The sequence below is a fragment of the bacterium genome (assembly GCA_035945995.1).
Lineage (GTDB): Bacteria > Sysuimicrobiota > Sysuimicrobiia > Sysuimicrobiales > Segetimicrobiaceae > DASSJF01.
Window position 1 is genome coordinate 1 of record DASYZR010000059.1, and the last position, 21,203, is coordinate 21,203.

Annotated in this window: 19 protein-coding genes and 1 tRNA gene; 2 read left to right on the forward strand and 18 right to left on the reverse strand. The window is 69.7% G+C overall.

Annotated features, from left to right (window positions below; genetic code table 11):
• The 7 genes from VGZ23_05565 to VGZ23_05595 form a co-directional block, all read right to left on the reverse strand.
• Positions 1–3,106, reverse strand: a 3,106-nt coding sequence (locus tag VGZ23_05565) for an efflux RND transporter permease subunit (protein ID HEV2357063.1), incomplete at its 3' end; no start/stop codon positions are given.
• Between the two features lie 9 nt (positions 3,107–3,115).
• A complete protein-coding gene (locus VGZ23_05570; protein ID HEV2357064.1) occupies positions 3,116–4,432 on the reverse strand; it encodes an efflux RND transporter periplasmic adaptor subunit in 1,317 nt (438 codons plus the stop codon).
• Positions 4,433–4,555: 123 nt separating this feature from the next.
• Positions 4,556–5,089 (reverse strand): S-layer homology domain-containing protein, encoded by a 534-nt coding sequence (locus VGZ23_05575; GenBank protein HEV2357065.1) that lies wholly within the window; start codon positions 5,087–5,089, stop codon positions 4,556–4,558.
• Positions 5,090–5,098: 9 nt separating this feature from the next.
• Positions 5,099–5,494, reverse strand: coding sequence for a nitrile hydratase accessory protein (locus tag VGZ23_05580; protein ID HEV2357066.1), 396 nt, complete (start codon positions 5,492–5,494; stop codon positions 5,099–5,101).
• Entirely contained in the window at positions 5,481–6,140 is a 660-nt protein-coding gene (gene nthB, locus VGZ23_05585; protein HEV2357067.1) for a nitrile hydratase subunit beta, read from the reverse strand. The genes VGZ23_05580 and nthB overlap by 14 nt, the downstream gene beginning before the upstream one ends.
• 25 nt (positions 6,141–6,165) lie before the next feature.
• Positions 6,166–6,786, reverse strand: a complete 621-nt coding sequence (gene nthA / locus VGZ23_05590) for a nitrile hydratase subunit alpha (protein HEV2357068.1) — start codon at positions 6,784–6,786, stop codon at positions 6,166–6,168.
• A 20-nt stretch (positions 6,787–6,806) separates the two neighbouring features.
• Positions 6,807–8,153: an MFS transporter gene (locus tag VGZ23_05595; protein HEV2357069.1), complete on the reverse strand. Its 1,347-nt coding sequence runs from the start codon at positions 8,151–8,153 to the stop codon at positions 6,807–6,809.
• A gap of 72 nt (positions 8,154–8,225) precedes the next feature.
• On the opposite strand from VGZ23_05595, the gene guaB reads away from it, so the two are divergent.
• Positions 8,226–9,662 carry an IMP dehydrogenase gene (guaB, locus tag VGZ23_05600; GenBank protein HEV2357070.1) on the forward strand — a complete coding sequence of 479 codons (1,437 nt, stop codon included), beginning with the start codon at positions 8,226–8,228 and terminating at the stop codon, positions 9,660–9,662.
• Here guaB and VGZ23_05605 read toward each other — a convergent pair.
• From VGZ23_05605 to VGZ23_05645, 9 genes are all read right to left on the reverse strand, one after another.
• A complete protein-coding gene (locus VGZ23_05605; GenBank protein ID HEV2357071.1) occupies positions 9,659–11,464 on the reverse strand; it encodes a M28 family peptidase in 1,806 nt (601 codons plus the stop codon). The two genes, guaB and VGZ23_05605, sit on opposite strands and share 4 nt — an antisense overlap.
• A 28-nt stretch (positions 11,465–11,492) precedes the next feature.
• On the reverse strand, positions 11,493–12,485 hold the full coding sequence (locus VGZ23_05610) for a branched-chain amino acid ABC transporter permease (protein HEV2357072.1): 993 nt from the start codon (positions 12,483–12,485) through the stop codon (positions 11,493–11,495).
• Positions 12,482–13,351, reverse strand: coding sequence for a branched-chain amino acid ABC transporter permease (locus VGZ23_05615; GenBank protein HEV2357073.1), 870 nt, complete (start codon positions 13,349–13,351; stop codon positions 12,482–12,484). The genes VGZ23_05610 and VGZ23_05615 overlap by 4 nt, the downstream gene beginning before the upstream one ends.
• A 73-nt stretch (positions 13,352–13,424) precedes the next feature.
• Positions 13,425–14,669 carry an ABC transporter substrate-binding protein gene (locus VGZ23_05620; protein HEV2357074.1) on the reverse strand — a complete coding sequence of 415 codons (1,245 nt, stop codon included), beginning with the start codon at positions 14,667–14,669 and terminating at the stop codon, positions 13,425–13,427.
• An 89-nt stretch (positions 14,670–14,758) separates the two neighbouring features.
• Complete coding sequence (locus VGZ23_05625) at positions 14,759–15,451, reverse strand: ABC transporter ATP-binding protein (protein ID HEV2357075.1); 693 nt, start codon at positions 15,449–15,451, stop codon at positions 14,759–14,761.
• On the reverse strand, positions 15,452–16,195 hold the full coding sequence (locus VGZ23_05630; GenBank protein ID HEV2357076.1) for an ABC transporter ATP-binding protein: 744 nt from the start codon (positions 16,193–16,195) through the stop codon (positions 15,452–15,454).
• A gap of 113 nt (positions 16,196–16,308) precedes the next feature.
• Positions 16,309–17,358, reverse strand: coding sequence for an AI-2E family transporter (locus VGZ23_05635; GenBank protein ID HEV2357077.1), 1,050 nt, complete (start codon positions 17,356–17,358; stop codon positions 16,309–16,311).
• Between the two features lie 25 nt (positions 17,359–17,383).
• A complete protein-coding gene (locus tag VGZ23_05640; GenBank protein HEV2357078.1) occupies positions 17,384–18,646 on the reverse strand; it encodes an MgtC/SapB family protein in 1,263 nt (420 codons plus the stop codon).
• Positions 18,647–18,651: 5 nt separating this feature from the next.
• Positions 18,652–19,836: an MFS transporter gene (locus tag VGZ23_05645; GenBank protein HEV2357079.1), complete on the reverse strand. Its 1,185-nt coding sequence runs from the start codon at positions 19,834–19,836 to the stop codon at positions 18,652–18,654.
• Between the two features lie 212 nt (positions 19,837–20,048).
• Between VGZ23_05645 and VGZ23_05650 the strand changes: the two genes are divergently transcribed.
• Positions 20,049–20,123 (forward strand) — tRNA-Asn (locus VGZ23_05650).
• Between the two features lie 76 nt (positions 20,124–20,199).
• Here the strand turns inward: VGZ23_05650 and VGZ23_05655 are convergent.
• Both VGZ23_05655 and VGZ23_05660 read right to left on the reverse strand, forming a co-directional pair.
• Positions 20,200–20,652 carry a cupin domain-containing protein gene (locus VGZ23_05655; protein ID HEV2357080.1) on the reverse strand — a complete coding sequence of 151 codons (453 nt, stop codon included), beginning with the start codon at positions 20,650–20,652 and terminating at the stop codon, positions 20,200–20,202.
• 301 nt (positions 20,653–20,953) lie between these two features.
• A complete protein-coding gene (locus tag VGZ23_05660; GenBank protein HEV2357081.1) occupies positions 20,954–21,178 on the reverse strand; it encodes a hypothetical protein in 225 nt (74 codons plus the stop codon).
• Positions 21,179–21,203: the final 25 nt, after the last annotated feature.

The following is a 21,203-nucleotide window of genomic DNA, read 5'->3' on the forward strand; positions in this document are numbered from 1 at the left end:
CGGCCACCAACACGTAGAGGACGGGGATGAAGAATACGCCCAGCGCGGTGGCCACCGTCATCCCGCCGACCACGCCGGTGCCGAGGGAGTGCCGCGAATTCGCGCCGGCCCCCGACGCGAACATCAGCGGCAGCGCCCCGAAGATGAAGGCCAGCGAGGTCATCAGAATCGGCCGGAAGCGCAGCCGGGCCCCGGCGACCGCGGCGTCCACGATCGGAAGGCCGTCCCGCTCGTGCTTCTCCTTCGCGAACTCCACGATGAGGATCGCGTTCTTCGCCGCCAGCCCGACGAGCATCACCAGTCCGATCTGCACGTACACGTCGCTCTGGACGTCGCGGAAGAGCACGCCCCGGAGGAGGATGGCGAGCAGCGATCCGAACGCGGCGAGAGGAACGCCGAGGATGACACTGAGGGGGATGGTCCAGCTCTCGTACAGCGCGGAGAGGAGCAGGAACACCAGCACCAGCGCCAGGACGAAGATCAGGGCCTGCGCGCCGGTGGCCTCCTTCTCTTGCAGCGCCAGTCCGGTCCATTCGTACCCGTACCCGGCCGGGAGCGAGGTGCCGGCCGCCTCCATCGCGGTGAGCGCCCGGGCGGAGCTCGCGCCGAACGGGGCCTGCCCGTCGACTTCCGCCGCGTAGTATCCGTTGTAGCGGGAGACCAGGCTGGGGCCGGTGCCGGAGGTCACCGTGGCCAGGGTGCCCAACGGCACCATGTCACCGCCGTTGCTCCGGACGTAGATCCCGCCGATGCTGTCTGGCGTCATCCGGTACGACGGCTCGGCCTGGACCATGACCTTATACACCCGGCCGAAGAGGTTCACGTTGTTGACCGGCAGCCCGCCGAGGAACGCCCCCACGCTCTGAAAGACGCTGTCGACGGGCACGCCGAGGGCGCCGGCCTTGTCCCGGTTCACCGTGACGTTGACCTGGGGGACCGCCGTGCTGAACGCGGTCGAGAGCGCGGTGACCTCCGGACGGCGGCCCGCCGTGGTGAGGATGTTCTGCGTGACTTGGGACAGCCGGTTCAGATCGCCCGTCCCGTTCCGGTCTTCCACCATGAACTGGAAGCCGTTGGCGTTTCCGATCCCGGGCAGCGGCGGCAGGGGAAAGGCGAAGCCGATGGCCTCCGGGAAGCTGCTGAACAGGCGATTCGCGCGGGTCAGGATCGGAAAGAGCTGGGTGTCCGGGGAGCGCCGCTGGTCGTACGGCTTGAGAAGCACGAACATCGCAAAGGTGTTCGAGTTGATCGACTGGCTCAGGATGTCGTAGCCTCCCACCGTCGCGACCCCGTCGACGCCGGGGATCTGGAGCACGGCCTGAATCGCCTTCCGCGCGACCGCGTCCGCGCGCTCCTGCGACGCCCCGTCCGGCAGCCGGAAGGCCCCCACGAAGAACCCTTGATCCTCGAGGGGCACGAACGTCGACGGCAAAATCCTGAGGAGCTGCAGCGTGAGGAACGCGATCAGCGCGAGGAGGCCGAGCAGCGCCCACCGGATCCTGATCGCGCGCCGCAGGCTCCCAACGTAGGCATCCGCGACCCGGCGGAAGCCCGCGTTGAATCCCCCGAGGATCCGTCCGAGCGGGGTGTGCGCCGGGCCGCGGCCGCGCAGCAGCAGCGCGCAGAGCGCCGGGGTGAGGGTGAGCGCGACGAAGGCCGAGATGGTGACAGAGGTTGCGAGGGTCAGCGCGAACTGCCGGTACAGCTGCCCGGTGATGCCCCCGATGAACGCGGTCGGGACGAAGACCGCGTCGAGCACCAGCGCGATCGCGATGACCGGCCCCGAGACTTCGCGCATCGCCTGCTCGGCCGCGGCGACGGGGGTGCGGCCCTCCTCGATATGACGCTCGACCGCTTCGACCACCACGATCGCGTCGTCCACCACGAGTCCGATCGCCAGGATCAGCGCGAACATCGTCAGGATGTTGATGGTAAAGCCGAGCGCGCCGAAGGCGGCGAAGGCGCCGATGAGCGACACCGGGATCGCGACCATCGGGATGAGCGATGCGCGGGCGGTGCCGAGGAAGACAAACACGACGAGCAGCACCAGCAGGAACGCCTGGAGCAGCGTGCGCTGCACATCGCTCAAGGCCGCCGTGATGAAGGTCGTCGTGTCGAAGATGACGTCGTAGATCATCCCGGGCGGAAAGGTCTTCGCGAGCCCGGCCATCGTGGCCCGGGCGCCGGCGGACGCCTGCAGGGCGTTGGACCCGGGACTCTGCAGCAGCAGGACCAGCGCCGCCGGGTGCGCCTTCCAGTACCCGTACGTCACGTAGTCCTGCGCCCCCAACTCGGTGCTTGCGACGTCGCCGAGGCGCACGACGCTGCCGTCGGGGAGCGTTTTAACGACGACCCGGCCGAACTGGGCGGGATCGGCGAGCTGGCTGTTGGTGTTCACCGTGTATTGAAACTGCGTGTTCTGATTGGGTGTGGGCGGCTGCCCGAGGACGCCTCCCGGTTCGACGGTATTCTGCGCCGTGAGCGCGGATGTCACGTCCCCGACGGTCAGGCCGAGCGCGGCGAGCGCGTCCGGCCGCAGCCACGCCCGGATCGCGTACGTCCGCTCCGGGAAGACGAGATTGTCGCCGACCCCCGGGGTGCGGAGCAGCGGGTCCACCACGTGAATCGAGGCATAGTTGGCGAGGAACGCCGGGTCGTAGCTGTCCTGGGGCGAGTACAGGGCGAAGCCCATCAAGAAGTTGGACGACGCCTTGCGCACCGTGACGCCGAAGTTGTTGACCGACGCCGGGAGGTTCGCCGACGCCTGGCTCACCCGGTTTTGGACCGCCACTGTATCGATGTCGGGGTCCGTGCCGAGCCGGAAGGTGACCGTGAGGGAATATTGGCCCGAGGCCGTGCTCCGGGACTGCATGTACAGCGCGTTGGAGACCCCGTTGACGGCCTCTTCGATCGGCACGGCGACGTTCTGCGCGACGACCGCGGCGCTCGCGCCGACATACGTCGCCGACACAGAAACGGTGGGCGGGCTGATGTCCGGATACTGCTCGCGCGGCAGCCCCGCGTACGACAGGGCACCGGCGAGGACGAACAACAAGGAGATCGACATCGCGAAGATGGGACGGTGGATGAAGAACTGGCTCAGCACACAAGGCTCCTAGGGCGCGGGCCGCAGGGCCGGGACGACTTTGCCGCCCGGGCGGACCTTCTGCACGCCTTCCACGATCACACGCTCGCCGGCCGCGACCCCCTTCAGGACGATGAAGTAGGGGCCGTACGGGCCCCCGTCGGTGATCGTCCGCAAGGCGACCGTGTTGTCCGGTCCGACGACGAAGACGGTCCGGGCACCCTGCAGCTCCTGCACCGCGCTCTGCGGCACGAGCACGGTCTTCGGCCGGTCCTGCGTCTGCACGCGCACCTGCGCGTACATGCCCGGCCGCAGCAGCCGCTCGGGGTTCGGGAACAGCGCCTGGGTCAGGATCGTGCCCGACTGCGGATTCACGGCATTGTTGACCGCACGGTACGTGCCGGCATGGCGATAGACGCTGCCGTCCGGGAGGATCATCTGGAAGGCCGGGGCGGTCTGGGTGGGTGCCGCCGTGCCTCCGACACCGGGTGCCGCGCGCTTGGTGAGGTCGAGGAACGTCACTTCGCTCAGGGGGAACTGCGCGATGATCGGATCCACGGTCGAGAGGGTGGCAAGCTGCTGGTTCGCAGTGATCAGGTTGCCCCGATCGACGTTCAACAGGCTGATGACGCCGTCGGCGGGCGCCTGGACAGTCGTGTAGCCGAGGTTGAGCCGCGCCTGCGTGACCGCCGCGTCGGCCTGCTGGACGCCCGCCCGGGCCTGCTCGATTCCGGTCCGGGTGGACAGCGCGGTGTTCTTGACCACGGCTTCCTGCGCGACGACGTTCGCCGCGGCCCCCTTCATCGCCGTCGCATCGTTGTCCAGTTGCTGCTGCGCGATCGCTTGTTGGGCCACGAGATACTGGTCGCGCTTGACCTCGACCTGGGCGTTCGTCAACGTGGCCTGAAGCGCGGCGAGCTGCGCCTGCGCCTGTCGCAGTTGCACCTGCTCGAGCGCCTGAGTCAAGTTCGCCCGCGCGGTGGCGAGCTGCGCCTGCGCCGACTGGAGCGCCGCCTCGGACGGCCGCTGGTCGATCACGAAGAGCGTCTGCCCCCGCTTGACCTCGGTGCCTTCCTTGAACGCAACCTGTTCGAGCGTGCCCGCGACCTGGGCGCGCAGCGCGACGGTTTGCACCGCGATGGTTTGGGCGACGACGTCCTGGTAGATGGGCACGGCGCGCTCGATCGCCGCGGTGACGACCACCGCCGGCGGCGGGGGCGCCGCGGTCGCCGGGTTCTGCCCGTGCGCCCCGGACGACGCGCACCCGGCCAGCGCGCCGGCCGCGAGCAGCATGCCGCCGAGGGCCACCCACCGGCGCAGAGCGCTTACGTCAGAACGAAGCCGCATCGGCAGGCCTCCCCCCTGGGTCGCGCAGTTAGTTTATCAGGGGATCGGCGCGCGTGGTGGAAAAATTCCCGCACCGTGAGAGAAAGTCTCGCGCTGCTCCTGCCGGCCGCGGGCCGGCCACGACTACCGAAATACCGGGCTTCCGGCCGCGAGGGTGGCGTAGTCGATCTGCCAGTCCTGTCCGTTGAAGCGCAGGCGCACGCGCATGGCCGTGGTTTCGGCGGAGCGGGACCCCGCGATCGGAACGACGGTCGACGTGAACATCGCGGTCGCCTGGTCGCCGTTTACCCGGACATGCATGCCGGTGAGGGCGTAGGATGCGATCGGCACGTGCCGCAGGACGTACGACGGCGGCTCGGGCGCCGGCCACGCGGCCGGCCGGTTGTAGGTAAACCGTTCGACCCATGGTCCCGACCCCGGAGCCGATGAATGCAGGAAGCCGTCATAGACCTGGGCGATGGCGTTCTCGGCGAGTTCCGCCGGCGCGGCGGGATACCCGACGACGATGCCCTTGGCCGCGAGGTCCATCACGGCGGCCGACGCCCAGTGCCAAGGCGGCACGTCGGGAAAGGACGGCGCCGCCGCGCCTGCGGCGGGGACGAGGCCCACGGCGCCGGCGATCGCGCCGGCGAGCAGCAAGGTATCCCGTATCCGCATCGGTGTCTCCTATTCCCCGTGACGCCCCTGCGCCGCTCGCAGTTCGACGGGCTTGCCGTGCGGCGTCCGGCGGTAGGCCTCCGCCCAAGCCTCCTTGCGGGAGCGCAGCGTTGGCGCATCGGTCAGGCCCTTGGCGGCGGCGAGCCGCTCGAGGGCCGCGAGCCAGTGCTCATAATACCGTGAGCCGTCGTCCGGCTCGCCGCGGTTCGCGGCGGCCCGCAGCTCGTCCGCGAGCGCGGCGGACCACTCGTTCCAGGTAAAGTAGCCCTGCTCCGACAGCTTGACGGCCAGCGCGAAGGCCTGGGCCTGCCACGGCTCCGCGAAGACCGGCCCGCCGGAGTCGTTCGGCAGGCGCGACGGCGACGCCGGCCCGCCGGGATCCGGGGGTCCGTCAGGCCGGTTCAAGGTAGTCATCCCACAGATCGAGATACACGGCGTCGCGCGGGGAGGCCTGATCGCCCCAGAGCTCGCGCGCGGCGAACCGGACCGAGTAGACGTGCTGGGGGTTCTCGCCGAGAAACAGGGCGTTGGTGTCCGGGAAGACGTACACGCCGTGGTCGCGCTCGACGGTGCCGGTCCTGCCGCGGACGTAGCGCGGCAGGCGAGTGTGGCCGGCGGGATTGATGGTCCGCGCGCGCACACGCTGGTTCGGATGGAAGCGGGCGGCTACCGGCGCATCGCGGCTGGCGAGCGCGCCGTTGCGGAGGAGCGACGCCACGCGGTCGGCGGTCAGCGCCCCCGCCGATTTCGGCGACTCCGGCGCCGGCCGGCCGGTCTCCACCTCCTCGCGTGCGACCAGGCCGCGCTTGATCATCAGCGCGACGAGCCGGACGAGCCATTTTTCATAGTAGCTCATGCGCAGATAGTCGGCCGGCGGGATGAGCTCGATCTCGTAGCGGCCCGCGTCGATGTTCCATTTGCGCCTGGCCCGCATCGCGATGTTGAGCGCGAAGACGCGTCCCTCCCAGGGTTCGTGGAACACGGGCTCGTCGCGCTCGTAGCGGATCGGACCCATGCCGTGCATGCCGCCCATGTCGTGAACGCCGTTCATGCCGCGGGCGCCCTCCTGTCGCGACTCACGCCGCCGGCCCGACCTTCGCGACCCCGACCATCGCGTCACGCGTGACGAGCGCGGCGAGCTGCTCCTCGCCGAGACCCTCGCTCCCCGCCGGCCGCTCCGGCAGCACGAGGTAACGTAGTTCCGCCGTGCTGTCCCACACCCGGACCTCCACGTCGTCCGGCACGGCCACGCCGAACTCGCGGAGCACGCCGCGCGGGTCGATCACCGCGCGCGACCGGTAGGCTGCGGATTTGTACCAGACCGGCGGGAGGCCGAGCACCGACCAGGGATAGCAGGAGCAGAGCGTGCAGACGACGAGGTTGTGCACCGCGGGGGTATTTTCGACCACCCGCATGTGCTCGCCCTGCGCGCCGCCGTAGCCGAGCTCAGCGATCGCCGCGGTCGCGTCCGCCAGCAGCCGCGCCTTGTAGGCGGGATCGACCCAGGCGCGCGCCACGACCCGCGCGCCGTTGCGGGGGCCGATCTTGTGCTCGTACGTGTCGACGAGCGCATCGAGGGCCGCGGGTGCCACGAGACCCTTTTCCACCAACAGGGACTCGAGCGCCTTCGTCCGCAGCGCGAGGTCGGACGGAACGACCTGATGGTCGTGGCCGTGATGGTCGTGGTCGTCATCCATGGTGCGCTCCTTTCGGCCTGTTAGTCCTCGTCCGCCGAGGCGATCGTGGCATCGGCGCCGGACGTCCCGGCCATACCGCTCTGGGTGCTCCCGCCGTCCCGCGCGGCGCCGGCGATCGGCTGCGGGACGAGCCGGGAGGACGCCTGCCAGCGCCAGACCATGAGCACAGACAGAAGCCCCACGGTGCCGCCGATCCCGAACGCACCGCGGGCTCCCAAGACCTGGGCGAGCGCGCCGGCGACGAGCGCGCCGGCCGGCGTCATCCCGCCCATCACGATCGCGTACATCGACATGACGCGGCCCCGCAGGTGGTCGGGCGCCGCGAGCTGCAGGCTGGTGTTGGCCGTTGCCGTGAACGTCACCATGGCGCCGCCGGCGGTCGCGAGCCACACGGCGGCCCAGGCGAAGTGGCCGGCGTCCGCGAGCAGCAGGCTCGATGCCGCCAGCACGGCCGCGCCGCCGAGCAGCAGCCCGGGACGCGGTCCGAGGTGGCTGATCGACGCGATGCCGAGGGCTCCGACGAGCGCGCCGACCCCCTGCGCCGACGTCAGGAACCCGAATCCCGCCGCCTCCTGGTGGAGCACGTCCTTGGCCAGCACCGGGACGAGGATGTTGAAGTTCATCACAAAGACGCTCATCAGGGCGACGAGCGTGACGACCTGGAGCGCCGCCGGCGTCCGCAGGACGTACGCGACGCCTTCGTTCAAATGTTCGGCGATCCCGCCGGTCCGGACGTTCTCCACCGGCCGGACGTTCATCATCATGAGCGCCATGATGACGGCGATAAAGCTCACGCCGTTGGCCAGAAACGCCCAGCCCATGCCGAGGTAGCCGATCGCCAGGCCCGCGACCGCGGGTCCGAACAGCCGCGCGCCGTTGAAAATGGTCGAGTTGAGCGCGATGGCGTTCATGGTGTCCTCGCCCTCGACCATGTCGAACACGAACGCCTGCCGGGTGGGGATGTCGAACGCCGAGGTGAACCCGAGGGCGCAGGCCAGCACGACGACGTGCCAGTACTGGATCGTCCCCGTCAGGACGAGCAGGCCCAGGATGAACGCCTGGATCATCTGCGCGGACTGGGTGACGACGAGCAACGACCGCTTGCTGACCCGGTCGGCGATGACGCCCCCGACCAGCGACAGGAACAGCACGGGCAGCCACTGCAGCGCGCCGACGAGGCCGAGCAGGAACGGGGAGTGCGTGAGGTTCAGCACCAGCCAGGCCTGCGCGATCCGCTGCATCCACGTGCCGACGAGCGAGATGAACTGTCCGACGAAGAACAGGCGGAAGTTCCGGTGACGCAGGGCCGCGAAGAGATTGGGCCGCCCGCGGCGAGGCGGGAGGCCGGCGTAGCCCGACGGGATCACGGAGGCGCCGCGCACCCTTTCATAATAACATCGGACGTGTTATCGTTGGCGAGGGTTGAGAGGCGAATCACGATGCGCGAACCGTTTGAACTCGGCCTGACCTTCGACGACGTGCTGCTGGTCCCACGGCGCTCCGCGGTCAGCACGCGCCGGCAGGTGGACACCCGCACGCAGCTCTGCCGCGGCATCGAGCTGGCGATTCCGATTGTGAGCGCCAGCATGGATACGGTGACCGAGGCGACGATGGCCATCGCGATGGCCCGCGAGGGCGGCATCGGGATCATTCACCGCTTCCTGCCGATCGAGGACCACGTGGCCGAAGTCCGGCGCGTCAAGCGCGCGGAAAGCGTCGTCATCGACACGCCGTACACATTGGGGCCGGAGGGCACGGTCCGCCAGGCCGCCGCGTTCATGGACGAGCACGGCTCCGCGGGCATCCTCGTGATCGACCGGGAGCGGCGGCTCCTCGGCATCGTGACCGCGCGCGACGTGCTGTTCGAGGACAGCGCCGACCGGCCGATCACGTCGGTGATGACGCCGCGCGAGCGCCTCATCACCGCGCCGGCCGGCACCCCGGTCGAGGAAGCCAAACAGATTCTCCACCGTCATCGGATCGAGAAGCTGCCGTTGGTGGATCAGGCGGGGCGGCTCGTCGGCCTCATCTCGACCCGCGACATCCAGAGCCGGATGCGCTATCCGCGGGCCACCAAGGATCCCCGGGGGCGGCTCCGCGTCGGGGCGGCCATCGGCGTCCGCGGCGACTACCTGGAGCGCGCCGAGGCGCTCGCGGCGGCGGAGGTCGACGTCCTCGTCATCGACATCGCGCACGGGCACTCGGATCTGTCGTTTGCGACGATCGACGCGGTGCGGACGCGCTGCGCCGCGGTGCCGGTGATCGCCGGCAACGTCGCGACCGTCGAGGGCACGCGCGATCTCATCGCCCGCGGGGTCGACGGGGTGAAGGTCGGCGTGGGCCCCGGCTCGACGTGCACGACGCGCGTGGTGACCGGCGCCGGCGTGCCCCAGTTGACGGCGATCCTCGAGTGCGCAGAGGCCGCGGCCGGCTCCGGCGTGCCGGTGATCGGCGACGGCGGGATCCGCAGTTCCGGCGACCTCACGAAGGCGCTCGCGGCGGGCGCCGCCACCGTCATGCTCGGGAACCTGCTCGCCGGGACCGAGGAGAGCCCCGGGGCGAGCGTGAGCCGGAACGGCCGCCAGTTCAAATTGTACCGTGGCATGGCGAGCCTGTGGGCGTCCGCCGAGCGGCGCGACATGCCGCAGGAGGACGACCTGCTTTCGGAGATCGTGCCCGAGGGCGTCGAAGCGCTCGTGCCGTACCGCGGCCGCACCGCGGCCGTGCTGTCGCAGCTGGTGGGCGGGCTGCGGTCCGGGATGAGCTACTGCGGCGCGACCACGGTCGCCGAGTTGCGCGAGCGCGCCCGCTTCATCCGCGTGACCGACGCCGGCGTGCGGGAGAGCATGCCGCACGACGTCGACACGCTGTCCTAGGGGGCGGCCGGCCCGACGCGCGCCGGCTGTTCTCGGGGGAGCCGGCGCAGGCCCTCCTCGAACGCCTCCGCGGCGGTCTCGATCGCGTGCACGATCCTGTTGCGCTCGCGCACGAGGCGCGTGTGCAGGGCGTGGCGCTCGGTATTGCCGGCCGGCAGGTCGCGCAGGCGCGCCGCCGGCTGCAGCGACGGAAGCGGCGCGACCGGCACGGCCCGGTCGTGGTCGAACGGCCCCGTCAACGTGTAGCTGATCGGGATGAGCGCGCGGCCGGCGCGCATGAGGGCCGTGTTGATCGCCTCGGCCGCGTCGCGCTGGCGGCGCGCGCCCCGGGCTCCGCCGAGGGCCGCGGACAGCCGCGTGCCGGCCGTGTGCAGCCGCTCCGCCGCCGCCGCGACCCGGTCCACCGCGGCGAGCACGGGGACGAGATCGAAGGCGTCGCCCGCCGCGCGTTCGATTTGCCGCAGCACGTCGCGCAGTTCCTCGGCCGTCGCGCGGTAGTCGAGCGGGAGGACCGGCGCCGTGCACCACCGCCACAGCACCCGGGCATAGACCTGGGCGTCCCGTGCGAGATTCTCCCGATCGATCTTGTCGATCGTGTCTTCCGTCGTGTGCCACCACCAGCCCAGCCCGCCCGACGTGGGGGAGCCGCCGGCGAGCGACGCGAGCGCGGCGCCGGCCGCGGACGTTCCGGCCGGCTGCTCGGAGACCCCGACGAACAACGACGGCACGCCGATGCCCCAAAACGACTGGTCGCCCATCCGGCTGACGCGCCGGCGCGCCAGCTCCTGGCCGCTCACGGCGCGCACGCAGTCGGCGGCGAGCGCCCAGGTTTCCGCCATCGTCAGCGCGTCGCTCATCACCGTGGCCCCCCGCGCCCCGGACGAGTCGACGTTGAGGTGGAGGGCCGCCCGCCGGTAGAGGTCGTGCCAGTGCGTGTCCGCGTACCAGGTCGAGCCGGAGTACCGCCCGTGTGAGTGTCCCGACCAGAAGGCGAACCGGATGCCGCGGCGGAGGCGCCGGCGGCGCCGGCTCATGAGGCGGGCCATCTCGAGCATGACCGCGTTGGCGCTGCCGTTATCCATCGCGCCGTAGTGCCAGGAATCGATGTGGCCGCTGAAGAGCACATAGCGGTCCTCCCCGGCCGCGAGATCCGCCGTGAGCAGCGGCGTCGGGCGCCACCGCGTATCCACCCCGGCGTGGATCCGCACCCGCAGGTCGCCCTCGCGCGCCCGGGCACGCAGCACGGCGCCGTCCGATTCCCGGACGGAGACGGCGACGAGCCGCGGCAGCGCGCCGGCGGTCTCCGGCGTGGGCGCGCCCCACACGGTGGAGATGATCATCTCGTGCAGGTGCGCCGGATTGATGAAGATGGCCGCCGCGGCGCCCGCGTCTTCGGCGGCGCGGGCCTTGACCGGCATGGCGAGGCCGTCGATGAGCGCCACCTTGCCCCGCACGGCGGCGTCGAGGTGCCCCCCGGCGTCCACCACGTCCGCCTCGAGACCCTCCGGCGGCGTCGACGCCGCGAACGCGTGCGTGATGCATTCGACGCGGCCGGCCGTGCCGTTCGCGGCCGGGCCGAGCGTCTCGAGCGACGCCGCCCCCGGCCACGAGACCAGCGCGTCGTGGGCGTAGCGGTGCACGTCGAGGCCGAACCCCCGCAGGGTCTCCTCCACGTAATCGAAGGCTTTCGCTTCATCCTCGCTGCCCGAGAGCCGTACCCACCGCGAGACGCCGCGCGTAAACTGCATGAGCTTGGACGGCGAAACGGCTTGGGCGAGCGCCTGTTCAGGATCGGCGGGCATGCGGGCCTCCTTGGCGACACTCGTGGGATTACGCCGTCGGTCCCAGACCGGGCGTCGGCGCCGCGGTCGGGTTGGCTTCCAACGCGGGGGGCGGCTCAACCGGCCCGCCGCGGACGAGGAGCGGTTCCAGCGTTCCCACGATCCCGCGGCGGAACACGAGGATGACCCCGATGAAGATCAACCCGGTGACCGCGCCCCACGCGTCCGTCCACGTGGAGAGAAAATCGCGCAGGTACAACACCAGCGCCGCGCCGGCCAGCGGGCCGAGCCGCGTGCCGATCCCGCCCAGCAGCACCATCGTGAGGACCAGGCCCGACGTGCTCCAGTGCACGGCGTCCAGGGCCACGAACCCGTGATTCATCACCCACAGGCCCCCGGCGAAGCCGGAGAGCGTGCACGACAGGAGCGCGGCGATCAGCTTGTACCGGCGCACCGGGTAGCCGAGCATCTCCGTGCGCACCTCGTTCTCCCGAATCGCGAGCAGCACGCGCCCGAACGGCGAGCGGACGATGCGCCAGCACAGGAGCAGGCCGAGCACGGCCAGCGGCAGCGCTGTGTAGTAGTAGACGACCGGGGACGCGAGGGAGGCGCCGCCGAGCGCTACGCGGGGGATGCCCTGCACGCCGTTCTCGCCGCCGGTGAGACTGCGCCATTCGTTGACGACGTAGAAGATCATTTCCGCGAACGCGAGCGTGATCATCGCGAAATAAATACCGCGCCGGCGGATCGCGAGCCCCATCAACGGCACGGCCATGAGCCCGGCGACGACGCCCGCGGCCAGCGCGTTCAGCGGGAACGGGACGCCCGCGCGCTGCGCAAGCAGCGCCGCGGCGTACGCGCCCCCGCCGAAGTACGCCGCGTGGCCGAACGACAGGAGCCCCACGTAGCCGAGGAGGATGTCGAACGACGCCGCGAACAACCCCCACGTGACGATGTCGGTGGCGAGGACCGGGTACATGAGCCACGGGAGCGCCAGCGCGACGGCGGCGAGCGCGGCCCATCCGAGCCCGCGGCGTCTCATGCGGTCTCGACCGTCCCGAAGAGACCGGCCGGCCGCACCAGCAGGACGGCGGCCATGATCGCGAAGACCAGCACGTTCGCCGCCGCCGGGTAATAGACGGCGGCGACCGCGGACAGGGCGCCGACGACGAACCCCGTCACGACGGATCCCAGGATCGAGCCCATGCCGCCGATGACGACGATGGCGAACGTCGTGATGATGAGGTCCGCGCCCATGAGCGGCGAGACGGCCCGCATCGGCGCCGCGAGCACGCCGGCGAGGCCGGCCAGCGCGACCCCGAACGCGAAGACGGGCGGAATCCAGCGGTCGACGTCCACGCCGAGCGCCCGGGTCAGCATCGCGTTCTCGGTGGAGGCGCGGATGATCATGCCGACGCGCGTCCGCTCGATGAGCCACCACGTGGCGAGGCAGATCGCGATCGAGAAGACGAGCACGAAGAGGCGGTACGCCGGGAAGAACATGAAGCCGATCGTGACGGCGCCCTGGAGCTCGGCCGGCGCGGGATAGGGCACGCCCTGGATGCCGAACCGGAGGCGCATCACGTCCTGGATGAGGAGCGTCAGGCCGAACGTGAGGAGCAGATTGTAGAGCACGTCGAGGTCGTACAGCCGGCGCAGCAGCGTGCGTTCGAGCGCGTACCCGACAATCGCCACCGCGATCGGTGCGATGAGCAGGGCCCACCAGAACGGGACGTTGAACGTCGTGCCGAGGAGGAACGCCCCGAAGGCGCCGAGCATGTAGAGCGCGCCGTGCATGAAATTGACGACGCGGAGCATGCCGAAGATCACCGCGAGCCCGAGGCTCAGCAGGGCGTAGAACGCTCCGTTGATCAGGCCGTTGAAGAGCTGGATGAGGATCGTTTCCATGGCCGGTTGAGACCGGGGCGCGGGAGGGTCCGTGGCCCCCGCCCGCACCCCGGCCGGTGGCGAGGTGACGCCGCTACGGCGCCATCTTGCAGTGCACCTGGCTCAGCGGCTGAAATGCCTGGGCTGCCGGGATCGTGCTGACGATCTTCTCATAATCCCACGGCTCCTTGACATCGTTCGGCGCCTTGACCTCCGCGAGGAACATGTCGTGGAGGAGCACATGGTCCTGCTTGCGGATCTGCGCGTGGCGGGCGAAGAAGTCGTTGAATCGGTACCCCTCGAGTTGGGCTACGACCTTGTCCGGGTCGTCCGTGCCCGCGCGCCGGACCGCCTCGAGGTACTGCCACGTCCCGTCGTAGTCGCCGGCCTGCACGAACGTGGGCCGGGCTTTCGTCCGCGCGTAGAACCGGTCGGCCCAGTCGCGGGCCTGCTTGTCCATGTTCCAGTACCACGCGTCGGTGAACACGGTGCCTTGGATCGCGGCCGGGGTGAGCGAGTGGACGTCGGTCAGAAATAGGAGGCCGATCGCGAGCTTCACGCCCTGCTGGCGGAGCCCGAACTCGTTATACTGCTTGACGAGATTCACGAGGTCCTGGCCGGCCTGCATCGCGCCGAGGATCTGGAGGCGCGGCCTGAGCGTGCGCGCCTTGATCAGGAACGTCGAGAAATCCTCGGTCGGGTTCGGAAACGGCGTTGGATCGCTCAGCAGCACCTTGCCGCCGGCGTGATCCACGGCTGCCGAGAACTTCGCGTTCATGTCCTGGCCGAAGGCGTAGTTGGGGTAGACGATGTACCATTGCGTGCCGCCCTGCTTCACGATGGCGATCGCGGTACCGTTGGCGAGTGAGTATACGTCGTACCCGTAGTGGAACGTATACTTGTTGCAGTCCTCGTTCGACAGGGCCGTCGTCGCCGCGCCGACGGCGAAGAACAGCCGGTGTTTCTGCGCCGCGACGTGCGCGATCGCGATGCCGACCGACGAGGTCGGGACGTCGATCACGAGATCGGCATTGTCGCGGTCGTAGAATTCCGCGGCCTTCGACGCGCCCACGTCGGGTTTGTTCTGGTGATCGGCGGAGAGGACGTCGATCCCTCCGCCCATCGTCCCGTACTTCTTTTGAAAGTCCTCCACGGCCATCCGGACAGCCTCGACGCCGTTCTTGCCGCCGAGGTCCGCGTAGACGCCGGACTGGTCGTTAACGACCGCGATCACGATCTTCCCGTGCATCAGCCGGACCGCGCCCTGGCCGGCCGCCGGGTATCCCGGCACGGCCAGTAAAAGGAGCGCCGCGCAGAGTAAGGCCGCCCACCTGGTCATTCCCCACCCCCTCCGTTGTCGCCCGGGGACGCCGTCCGTCCTCCGGAACGCTGGCTGCGCCCGGCGTCCCCCCGCCGGGGTCGTGCGCCTCACACGCCGAGATAGGCCAGCAACTCCTGCTCCTGCCGGGCCGCGTCCTGATTGCTCAGGGTGTTCACGGTGCGCCCGTTCACGATGAGGTAATGGCGGTCCGCCACCGTCGTCGCGAACCGGAGGTTCTGCTCGACGAGCAGCACGGTCAGCCCGTGCGCCTTGATGTCGCGGAGGATCTCGCCGACCCGGCGCACGATGATCGGCGCCAACCCCTCGGTCGGTTCGTCCATCAGCAGCATCCGCGCGCCCATGCGCAGCACGCGCGCCACGGCGAGGATCTGCTGCTCGCCGCCCGAAAGCTTGCTGCCGGGGGCGCCGGCGCGCTCCTTCAGGATGGGGAACGCCTCGAAGATCCGGTCCAGGCTCCACGCCTGGTCCCCGACGACGGGCGGCAGGAGCAGGTGTTCGAGCACGGTGAGCCGGCTGTAGATCCCGCGGTCGTCCTGCACCCAGCCGACCCCGAGCCGCGCGATCTGCTGGGGCGCGAGATGAGTGGTCTCGCGGCCGTCCAGCCAGATCCGGCCCTGCTTGGCGCGGTGCAGGCCCATGATGCACCGTAGGGCCGTGGTCTTGCCCATCCCGTTGCGGCCCACGAGCGTCACGATCTCGCCGTCCGGGACCTCGAGATCCACGCCGTGCAGCACGTGGCTCTCGCCGTACCAGGCGTGGAGCCCCTCGACGCGCAGCATCTACGCCGCGCCCCCGAGGTACGCTTCGATCACGGCCGGGTTCCGGCGCAGGTCGTCGTAGGCGCCCTCGGCCAGCACTCGGCCCCGCTGGAGGACCGTGATGTGGCGGGACAGCTCCGCGACGACGCCCATGTTGTGCTCGACCAGGACGATCGTCCGCTGCTGCGCCACGCGCCGCACGACCTCGACGATGCGCCGGGTGTCCTCGATGCTCAACCCGGCCGTCGGCTCGTCGAGCAGCAGGAGCTTCGGCTGCAGCGCGAGGGCCAGGCCGATCTCGAGCACGCGTTTGTGCCCGTACGGCAGCGTCGCCACTTCCCGGCCGGCGAGATCGGTCAGGCCGACCGCGGCCAGGACGTCGCGCGCCTCGCCGTCAAACCGGCGGAGCATCCGGTCGGAGCGCCACCAGACGTACCCGAGCGGCGTGCGGGCCTGCAGCGCCAGCTCGATGTTCGCGAGGACGGGGAGGTGCGGGAACACGCTCGTGATTTGGAACGATCGCCCGATGCCCCGCCGCGCGAGCTCGTGGGCGGCCAGGCCCGTAATTTCCCGCCCCTCGAAGGCGATCCGGCCGTGCGTCGGCCGCAAGAGACCGCTCAGGAGGTTGAAGAGCGTGGTCTTGCCGGCGCCGTTCGGCCCGATGACGGCGTGGAGCTCGCCCGGCTCCACGCGCAGATCGACGCCGTCCAGGGCTCGAAAGCCCCGGAATTCCATCGTGAGGCCGTGCGTCTCGAGGATCGCCATGGCGGTCCGATGGTCGGAGTACCGAACAATTGGCCCCGCGCGCGGCAAACCCTCTTCCGGCTCCCCGGCCGCCGCGCCCCCGGCGGCGCGCCGTGACGGACGTCCGGCGCTCCCTAGTGGTCCGTTTGAATCTCGGCGGCGATCTCCGAGGCAATGACCTGGAGTCCCGCCGCCACTGGAACGGCCAGCAGGCCGCCGATGATGCCGAGCAGCTTGATGCCGGCGAGCAGGGCGATGATCGTCAGGAGGGGCGACAGCCCGACCGCGCGGGACATGATCCGGGGCACCAGCCAGTGGGGCTCGACCTGCATGATCACGACATAGAACGCGATCGTGGCGACGAGCCGCCACGCCGGTTGCGACAGCCCGACCAGCACGGCGACGGTCGCGCCGATCCAGAGCCCGACCATGGGGACGAGCTCGCCCAGCCCGGCGATGATCCCGAGCAGGAACGGATACGGCATCCTGATCAGGAGCAGGGCGATCGACACCGTGGCGGCGACCGTGAACGACAGCAGGAACTGGCCGCGGAACCAGCCGCCGAACTTCGTGCCGATCCGGGCGAGGACCAACGCGGCGCGCGGCCGCTCCGCGGGCGGCAGCACCGAGAGAAACGCCTGCTTGATCGTGGCGTGCTCGAGCAGCATGTAGAACGTGAAGACCAGCACCGTGATCATGGACGCGACGCCGCCGATGAACGAGAATGCGACCGAGGCGGCGGTCGTGCCGTACCGGCCCAGGTTGGCCACCTGCTGCGGCGCGCGGGCGATCAGGCCCGCAAAATCGGGCAGCCACGGGTAGTGAGTTTGAAGATCCGCGATCCATGTCTGCGCAGCGCTCACGTCCTGGGGCAGGTTCTGGACGAACGTCCGTCCCTCGTTGAACGCCGGGATGATGATCGACGTCAGGATGGCGCCGACGGCGGCGAACAGCCCGAGGTACAGCATAAAGATCGCCGCGCCGCGCGGCATGTGCCCGTCCCGCGGCAGCCGGACCCGTTCGATGCCTTCTACGAGCGGCGCGAAGCCGGACGCCAGGATGGCCGAGACGAGCAGCAGGATCAGAATCTCGGTCATCTGCCGGACGAACCAGGCGAGGGTCCACGCGACGGCGATGAGGCCGATCACCGTCGCGACGCGGCCGACAAAGGCGCGCTGCGTCACGGGATGCGGGTCCTCGCCGCCGTGATCAAAGCCCGCCGTCGAGTAGCGCCTGCGCGGCGAGGCCGGCCAGGCCGGCGGCGAGGATGATCGCAGAGAGCAGGGCGAGCTGCCGGGTGTCCTTCGGATCGAAGCCGGCCATGCTGGCGGTCGGCACGTGAAACACGAGGCTGCTCATGGACCCGAGCATCACGCCGTAGCCGGCCACCGCGGGCGTGACCACGCCGCCGGCGGCCAGGATCCCCGCCGCGGCCGACGTCGACGCGCTCGTGACGAGTCCGCCCAGCACGGAGACGAGGAGAAACCCGGGCGCTCCAAGCCGGCGGAACGCGAGCTGGCCGGCGAGCGTGATCGCCACAAACGCCACGCCGAACGTGAAGGCGTGCCGCAGCGAGATCGGGGATCGCATGTGGAGCGGCGCGGTTTCGGTCTCCGGGACCTGGACCCGCGCCGCGAGCAGAATGCTCGCCGCCGCCATCGCGCCCACCGAGACCCACCCATGCAGGAGCGCCGGCGCGTCGAACACGGCGAGGATGAGCCCGTTGCGCAGCAGCATCGCCGCGTCGGCGGTCAGCATGCCGAGCAGGGCGAAGATGGACAGACGGGGATCGCCGCGGGCGCGGGTCGCCAGCTCGGCGACCGTGGCCGTGCTGTTGACCAGGCCGCCGAGCAGCCCGGTCCAGCGGATGCCGCGCGTGCCGTAGAGGCGGAGCAGGACGTAGTTGCCGAAGGCGATCGCGGAGATCACGAGCACGACGGTCCAGGCGGCGCGCAGGTCGATGAGGTGCCACGGGTCCACCGTCCCGCGCGGCAGCAGCGGATAGACGACGAGCGCGATCACGCCGAGCAGCAGCGCGCCGCGGATCTCGTCGATCGTCACCTCCCCGGCGAACCGGACCACCTCGGCCTTCCACGCGAGCAGCACCGTAATGACCACGCCGCACGCCGCCGCGAGGAGGAAGAGGCCCTCGCCGACCAGGATGCCGAGGAGCGCCGTGGCGAGGACCGCCACCGACGTCGTCATCTCGAGCGTGCGGTCGCGGGCGAAGGAGCGCCAGTTCATCAGCGTGACGAGGGGAATCATCGCGGCCATCAGGAAGTAGGCCGCGGTCGGCGAGACCGTCCACGCCAGGGTGAAGGACAGCGAGATGAACGCGAACGTCCGCACGCCGACGTCCTTGTGGGCCCATTCCCGCTCCATGCCGATCATCGCGCCGATCGCCAGCGAGACGCCCGCCCGTTCCATGAGCGGCAGGTACTCGAGCCCCTGGCCCGGGAGCGGAGGCTGCACCGTCGCTACACCCGGATCGCCACGCGGCGTGCGGTTGCGAGCCCCGAGAGCCCCGCGGTCAGCAGGAGGACCACCGCCGCCGACGCGTACGGCAGACCGATGCCGAAGTGGTAGATCCAGCCGCCCCAGGCCGGCCCGATGATGCGGCCGAGACTGTCGAACGAGTCCATGATGCCGATGGACAGCCCCTGACCGGCGGTCGTGCGCTTCGAAATGAGCGACGCGATGCTGGGGCGCATCAGGGAATGTCCGGCCCCGGCGATCGCCGCGTAGACCGCCAGTTCGGCGATCGTATGCGTCTGCGTGATCAGGACGTAGCCGCCCGCAGCGAGCAGGAGCCCGCCGACGGCCAGCCGGTCCTCGCCGACGCGATTGATGAGCCGGCCCACCAGCCCCCCCAGGATCGCCGCCTGAACCACGCCCACGACGACGAAGACGACACCGATCGCCCCGGCCCCGCCCGCGCTGGTCAGGCCCAGGCGGTCCTGCGCGAACAGGGCATACGTGGCCTCGAGCGCGGCCAGCGCAAAGGCGCCGACGAGCGTGACCAGAAAGAAGTAGGCGAGCGGGCCGCCGAGCGCGAGGCGGAACGCCTCCACCCGGGACGGCCGTTCGGCGGACGAGTCGTGCCGGACCGGCTCGGGCAGGGCGCCCCAACTCAGGGCGAGCGTCACGAGCGCCAGCGCGGCCCCGACGAAGAACGGAAGGGACAGGCTGAGCCGGCCGAGCAGCCCTCCGATCCCCGGGCCGATCGTGAAGCCGAGCCCCATCGCGGCCCCCATCATTCCCATGCCGCCTCCGCGGCGGGCCTCCGACGTGGTGTCGCCGATGTAGGCCATCGCCGTCGGCAGCGTCGCGGCGCTCAGCACGCCGCCCAGGATTCGCGCGAAGAACAGCTGCCAGACCTGGTGCGCGAGGCCGAACAGGACGAACGAGACCGCGTAGCCGACGAGGCCGATCGAGAAGACCGGCTTGCGTCCCACCCGGTCGCTCGTCGCGCCCCACAGCGGCGCGAAGATAAATTGCATGAAGGCATAGCTCGCCGCCAAGAGACCGATCTCGAGCGGCGTCGCCCCGACGCCGCGCGCGTAGAACTGGAGCACGGGTAGGACGATGCCGAATCCCATCATGACGATGAAGATCGCCAGAAACAAAACGAGCAGGCCGCGCCGGCCGACGCCTTCGGGCACGCGCCCATTATTCAACCCAAGGGGGGGGCTGTCAAGGCAACGCGTTCCGACACAGGAGCCGCGGTGCGCGGCGCGGTAGCGGTGTTCCATGATGCGGGCGGGCGCGATTCTCACGCTGGTGCTCGCCGGCGGTCTCGTGCAGTCGCCTGGGCTCGCGCAGGGCCTGTTCTTGACACCGCCCCAGGCCGTTCCTACAATCACAGGGTCGGCGCTCCTCGGTAGCTCAATGGTAGAGCATCCGGCTGTTAACCGGAGGGTTGCAGGTTCGAGTCCTGCCCGAGGAGCCAATCAAGCCTTCCAGCGTCTGGCAGAGCCCTCATGCCGAACAGCAGCGCCGTGAAGCATCAGGCTTTAGTACCAACCTCATTCGACGGATAGCGGGGGTCCAACAATCTCCGCGCCGTGCGCGCGCAAAACCTCCGTATCGTTGCGAATCGGTCTGTTGCTGAACAATTCCTCAATCCTGTTGGCGGGCGCGAAGGCAATGAGCAACTTGCCCTGGGCATCACCCACGAATGCCCACGCGTGAGGCACCTCGCGGTGGGCAAGGATGGAATCGCCGGGTCTTAGCCGAAAAAATTTTTCTCCGACCTCGACGATGTACTCTCCTTCGATGAGATAGAACCACTCATCCTCATTGTGGTGTAAATGACGCGATGGTCCGCCCTTTTTTCGATTCGTAACCTCCATCACGAAGAGACCACCATTGCTGTCCTGAGCTGACACCTTGAAGTCCGTCGAGTTGACCCCAGTGGTGCGGCGTTCGCCAAAGCGGTCCTCGCCACCGGGAACGAGAGCAACCATCTTCTCGCACAATCGAAGTGTCCTCCTAGGTCGCAACACGCTTCAGTTTGACCCACTATCTGCAAACCACCTGCAATACGCGGAACTGTTCCCCTTCGCCCTGGCTGAGCAAGGAAGCATCTACCGGTCCGGACTCGTTTTGGGAGTAGCAGGGAGTACTTGGAGGGGTGTGGGCGCCGGGCGACCGGCATAACAGCGATCTTCGTTGCGTCTCCTGGCCCGGTTAAATCTGCTGTCCGTCGTGGCGCTTTGGGCGGGCAGCGGCAACAATCTGGATCCTCGCGACCTCCATGAGATCATCCCCTGCGCGACCTCAACCCGCACGACTCGCGCGGTGGATTGCCTCCTCAACGATCTCGATCACGACTTCATGGGGCAGGCGCCTCGCGGCGCGTGCGCGCTCTCGGCAGTACTCCATGACGCGAGGGGAAAACCCGAAGGTGCCGACCGACTTGAGCGACAGTTCGAACTGGGCGCGATTCCACGCTCCGCCAAACGACGTCTCCCGCTTCTCTTGCCGCGACGTTACGTCAGACATGACCGGCCCCCCTCGGCCCCCGGTG

Excerpts from the sequence above, each read along its gene's own strand:
- VGZ23_05570 (HEV2357064.1), bottom strand. The coding sequence starts at position 4,432 with ATGCGGCTTCGTTCTGACGTAAGCGCTCTGCGCCGGTGGGTGGCCCTC.
- VGZ23_05575 (HEV2357065.1), bottom strand. The coding sequence starts at position 5,089 with ATGCGGATACGGGATACCTTGCTGCTCGCCGGCGCGATCGCCGGCGCC.
- nthB (HEV2357067.1), bottom strand. The coding sequence starts at position 6,140 with ATGAACGGCGTTCACGACATGGGCGGCATGCACGGCATGGGTCCGATC.
- nthA (HEV2357068.1), bottom strand. The coding sequence starts at position 6,786 with ATGGATGACGACCACGACCATCACGGCCACGACCATCAGGTCGTTCCG.
- guaB (HEV2357070.1), top strand. The coding sequence starts at position 8,226 with ATGCGCGAACCGTTTGAACTCGGCCTGACCTTCGACGACGTGCTGCTG.
- VGZ23_05605 (HEV2357071.1), bottom strand. The coding sequence starts at position 11,464 with ATGCCCGCCGATCCTGAACAGGCGCTCGCCCAAGCCGTTTCGCCGTCC.
- VGZ23_05610 (HEV2357072.1), bottom strand. The coding sequence starts at position 12,485 with ATGAGACGCCGCGGGCTCGGATGGGCCGCGCTCGCCGCCGTCGCGCTG.
- VGZ23_05615 (HEV2357073.1), bottom strand. The coding sequence starts at position 13,351 with ATGGAAACGATCCTCATCCAGCTCTTCAACGGCCTGATCAACGGAGCG.
- VGZ23_05620 (HEV2357074.1), bottom strand. The coding sequence starts at position 14,669 with ATGACCAGGTGGGCGGCCTTACTCTGCGCGGCGCTCCTTTTACTGGCC.
- VGZ23_05625 (HEV2357075.1), bottom strand. The coding sequence starts at position 15,451 with ATGCTGCGCGTCGAGGGGCTCCACGCCTGGTACGGCGAGAGCCACGTG.
- VGZ23_05630 (HEV2357076.1), bottom strand. The coding sequence starts at position 16,195 with ATGGCGATCCTCGAGACGCACGGCCTCACGATGGAATTCCGGGGCTTT.
- VGZ23_05660 (HEV2357081.1), bottom strand. The coding sequence starts at position 21,178 with ATGTCTGACGTAACGTCGCGGCAAGAGAAGCGGGAGACGTCGTTTGGC.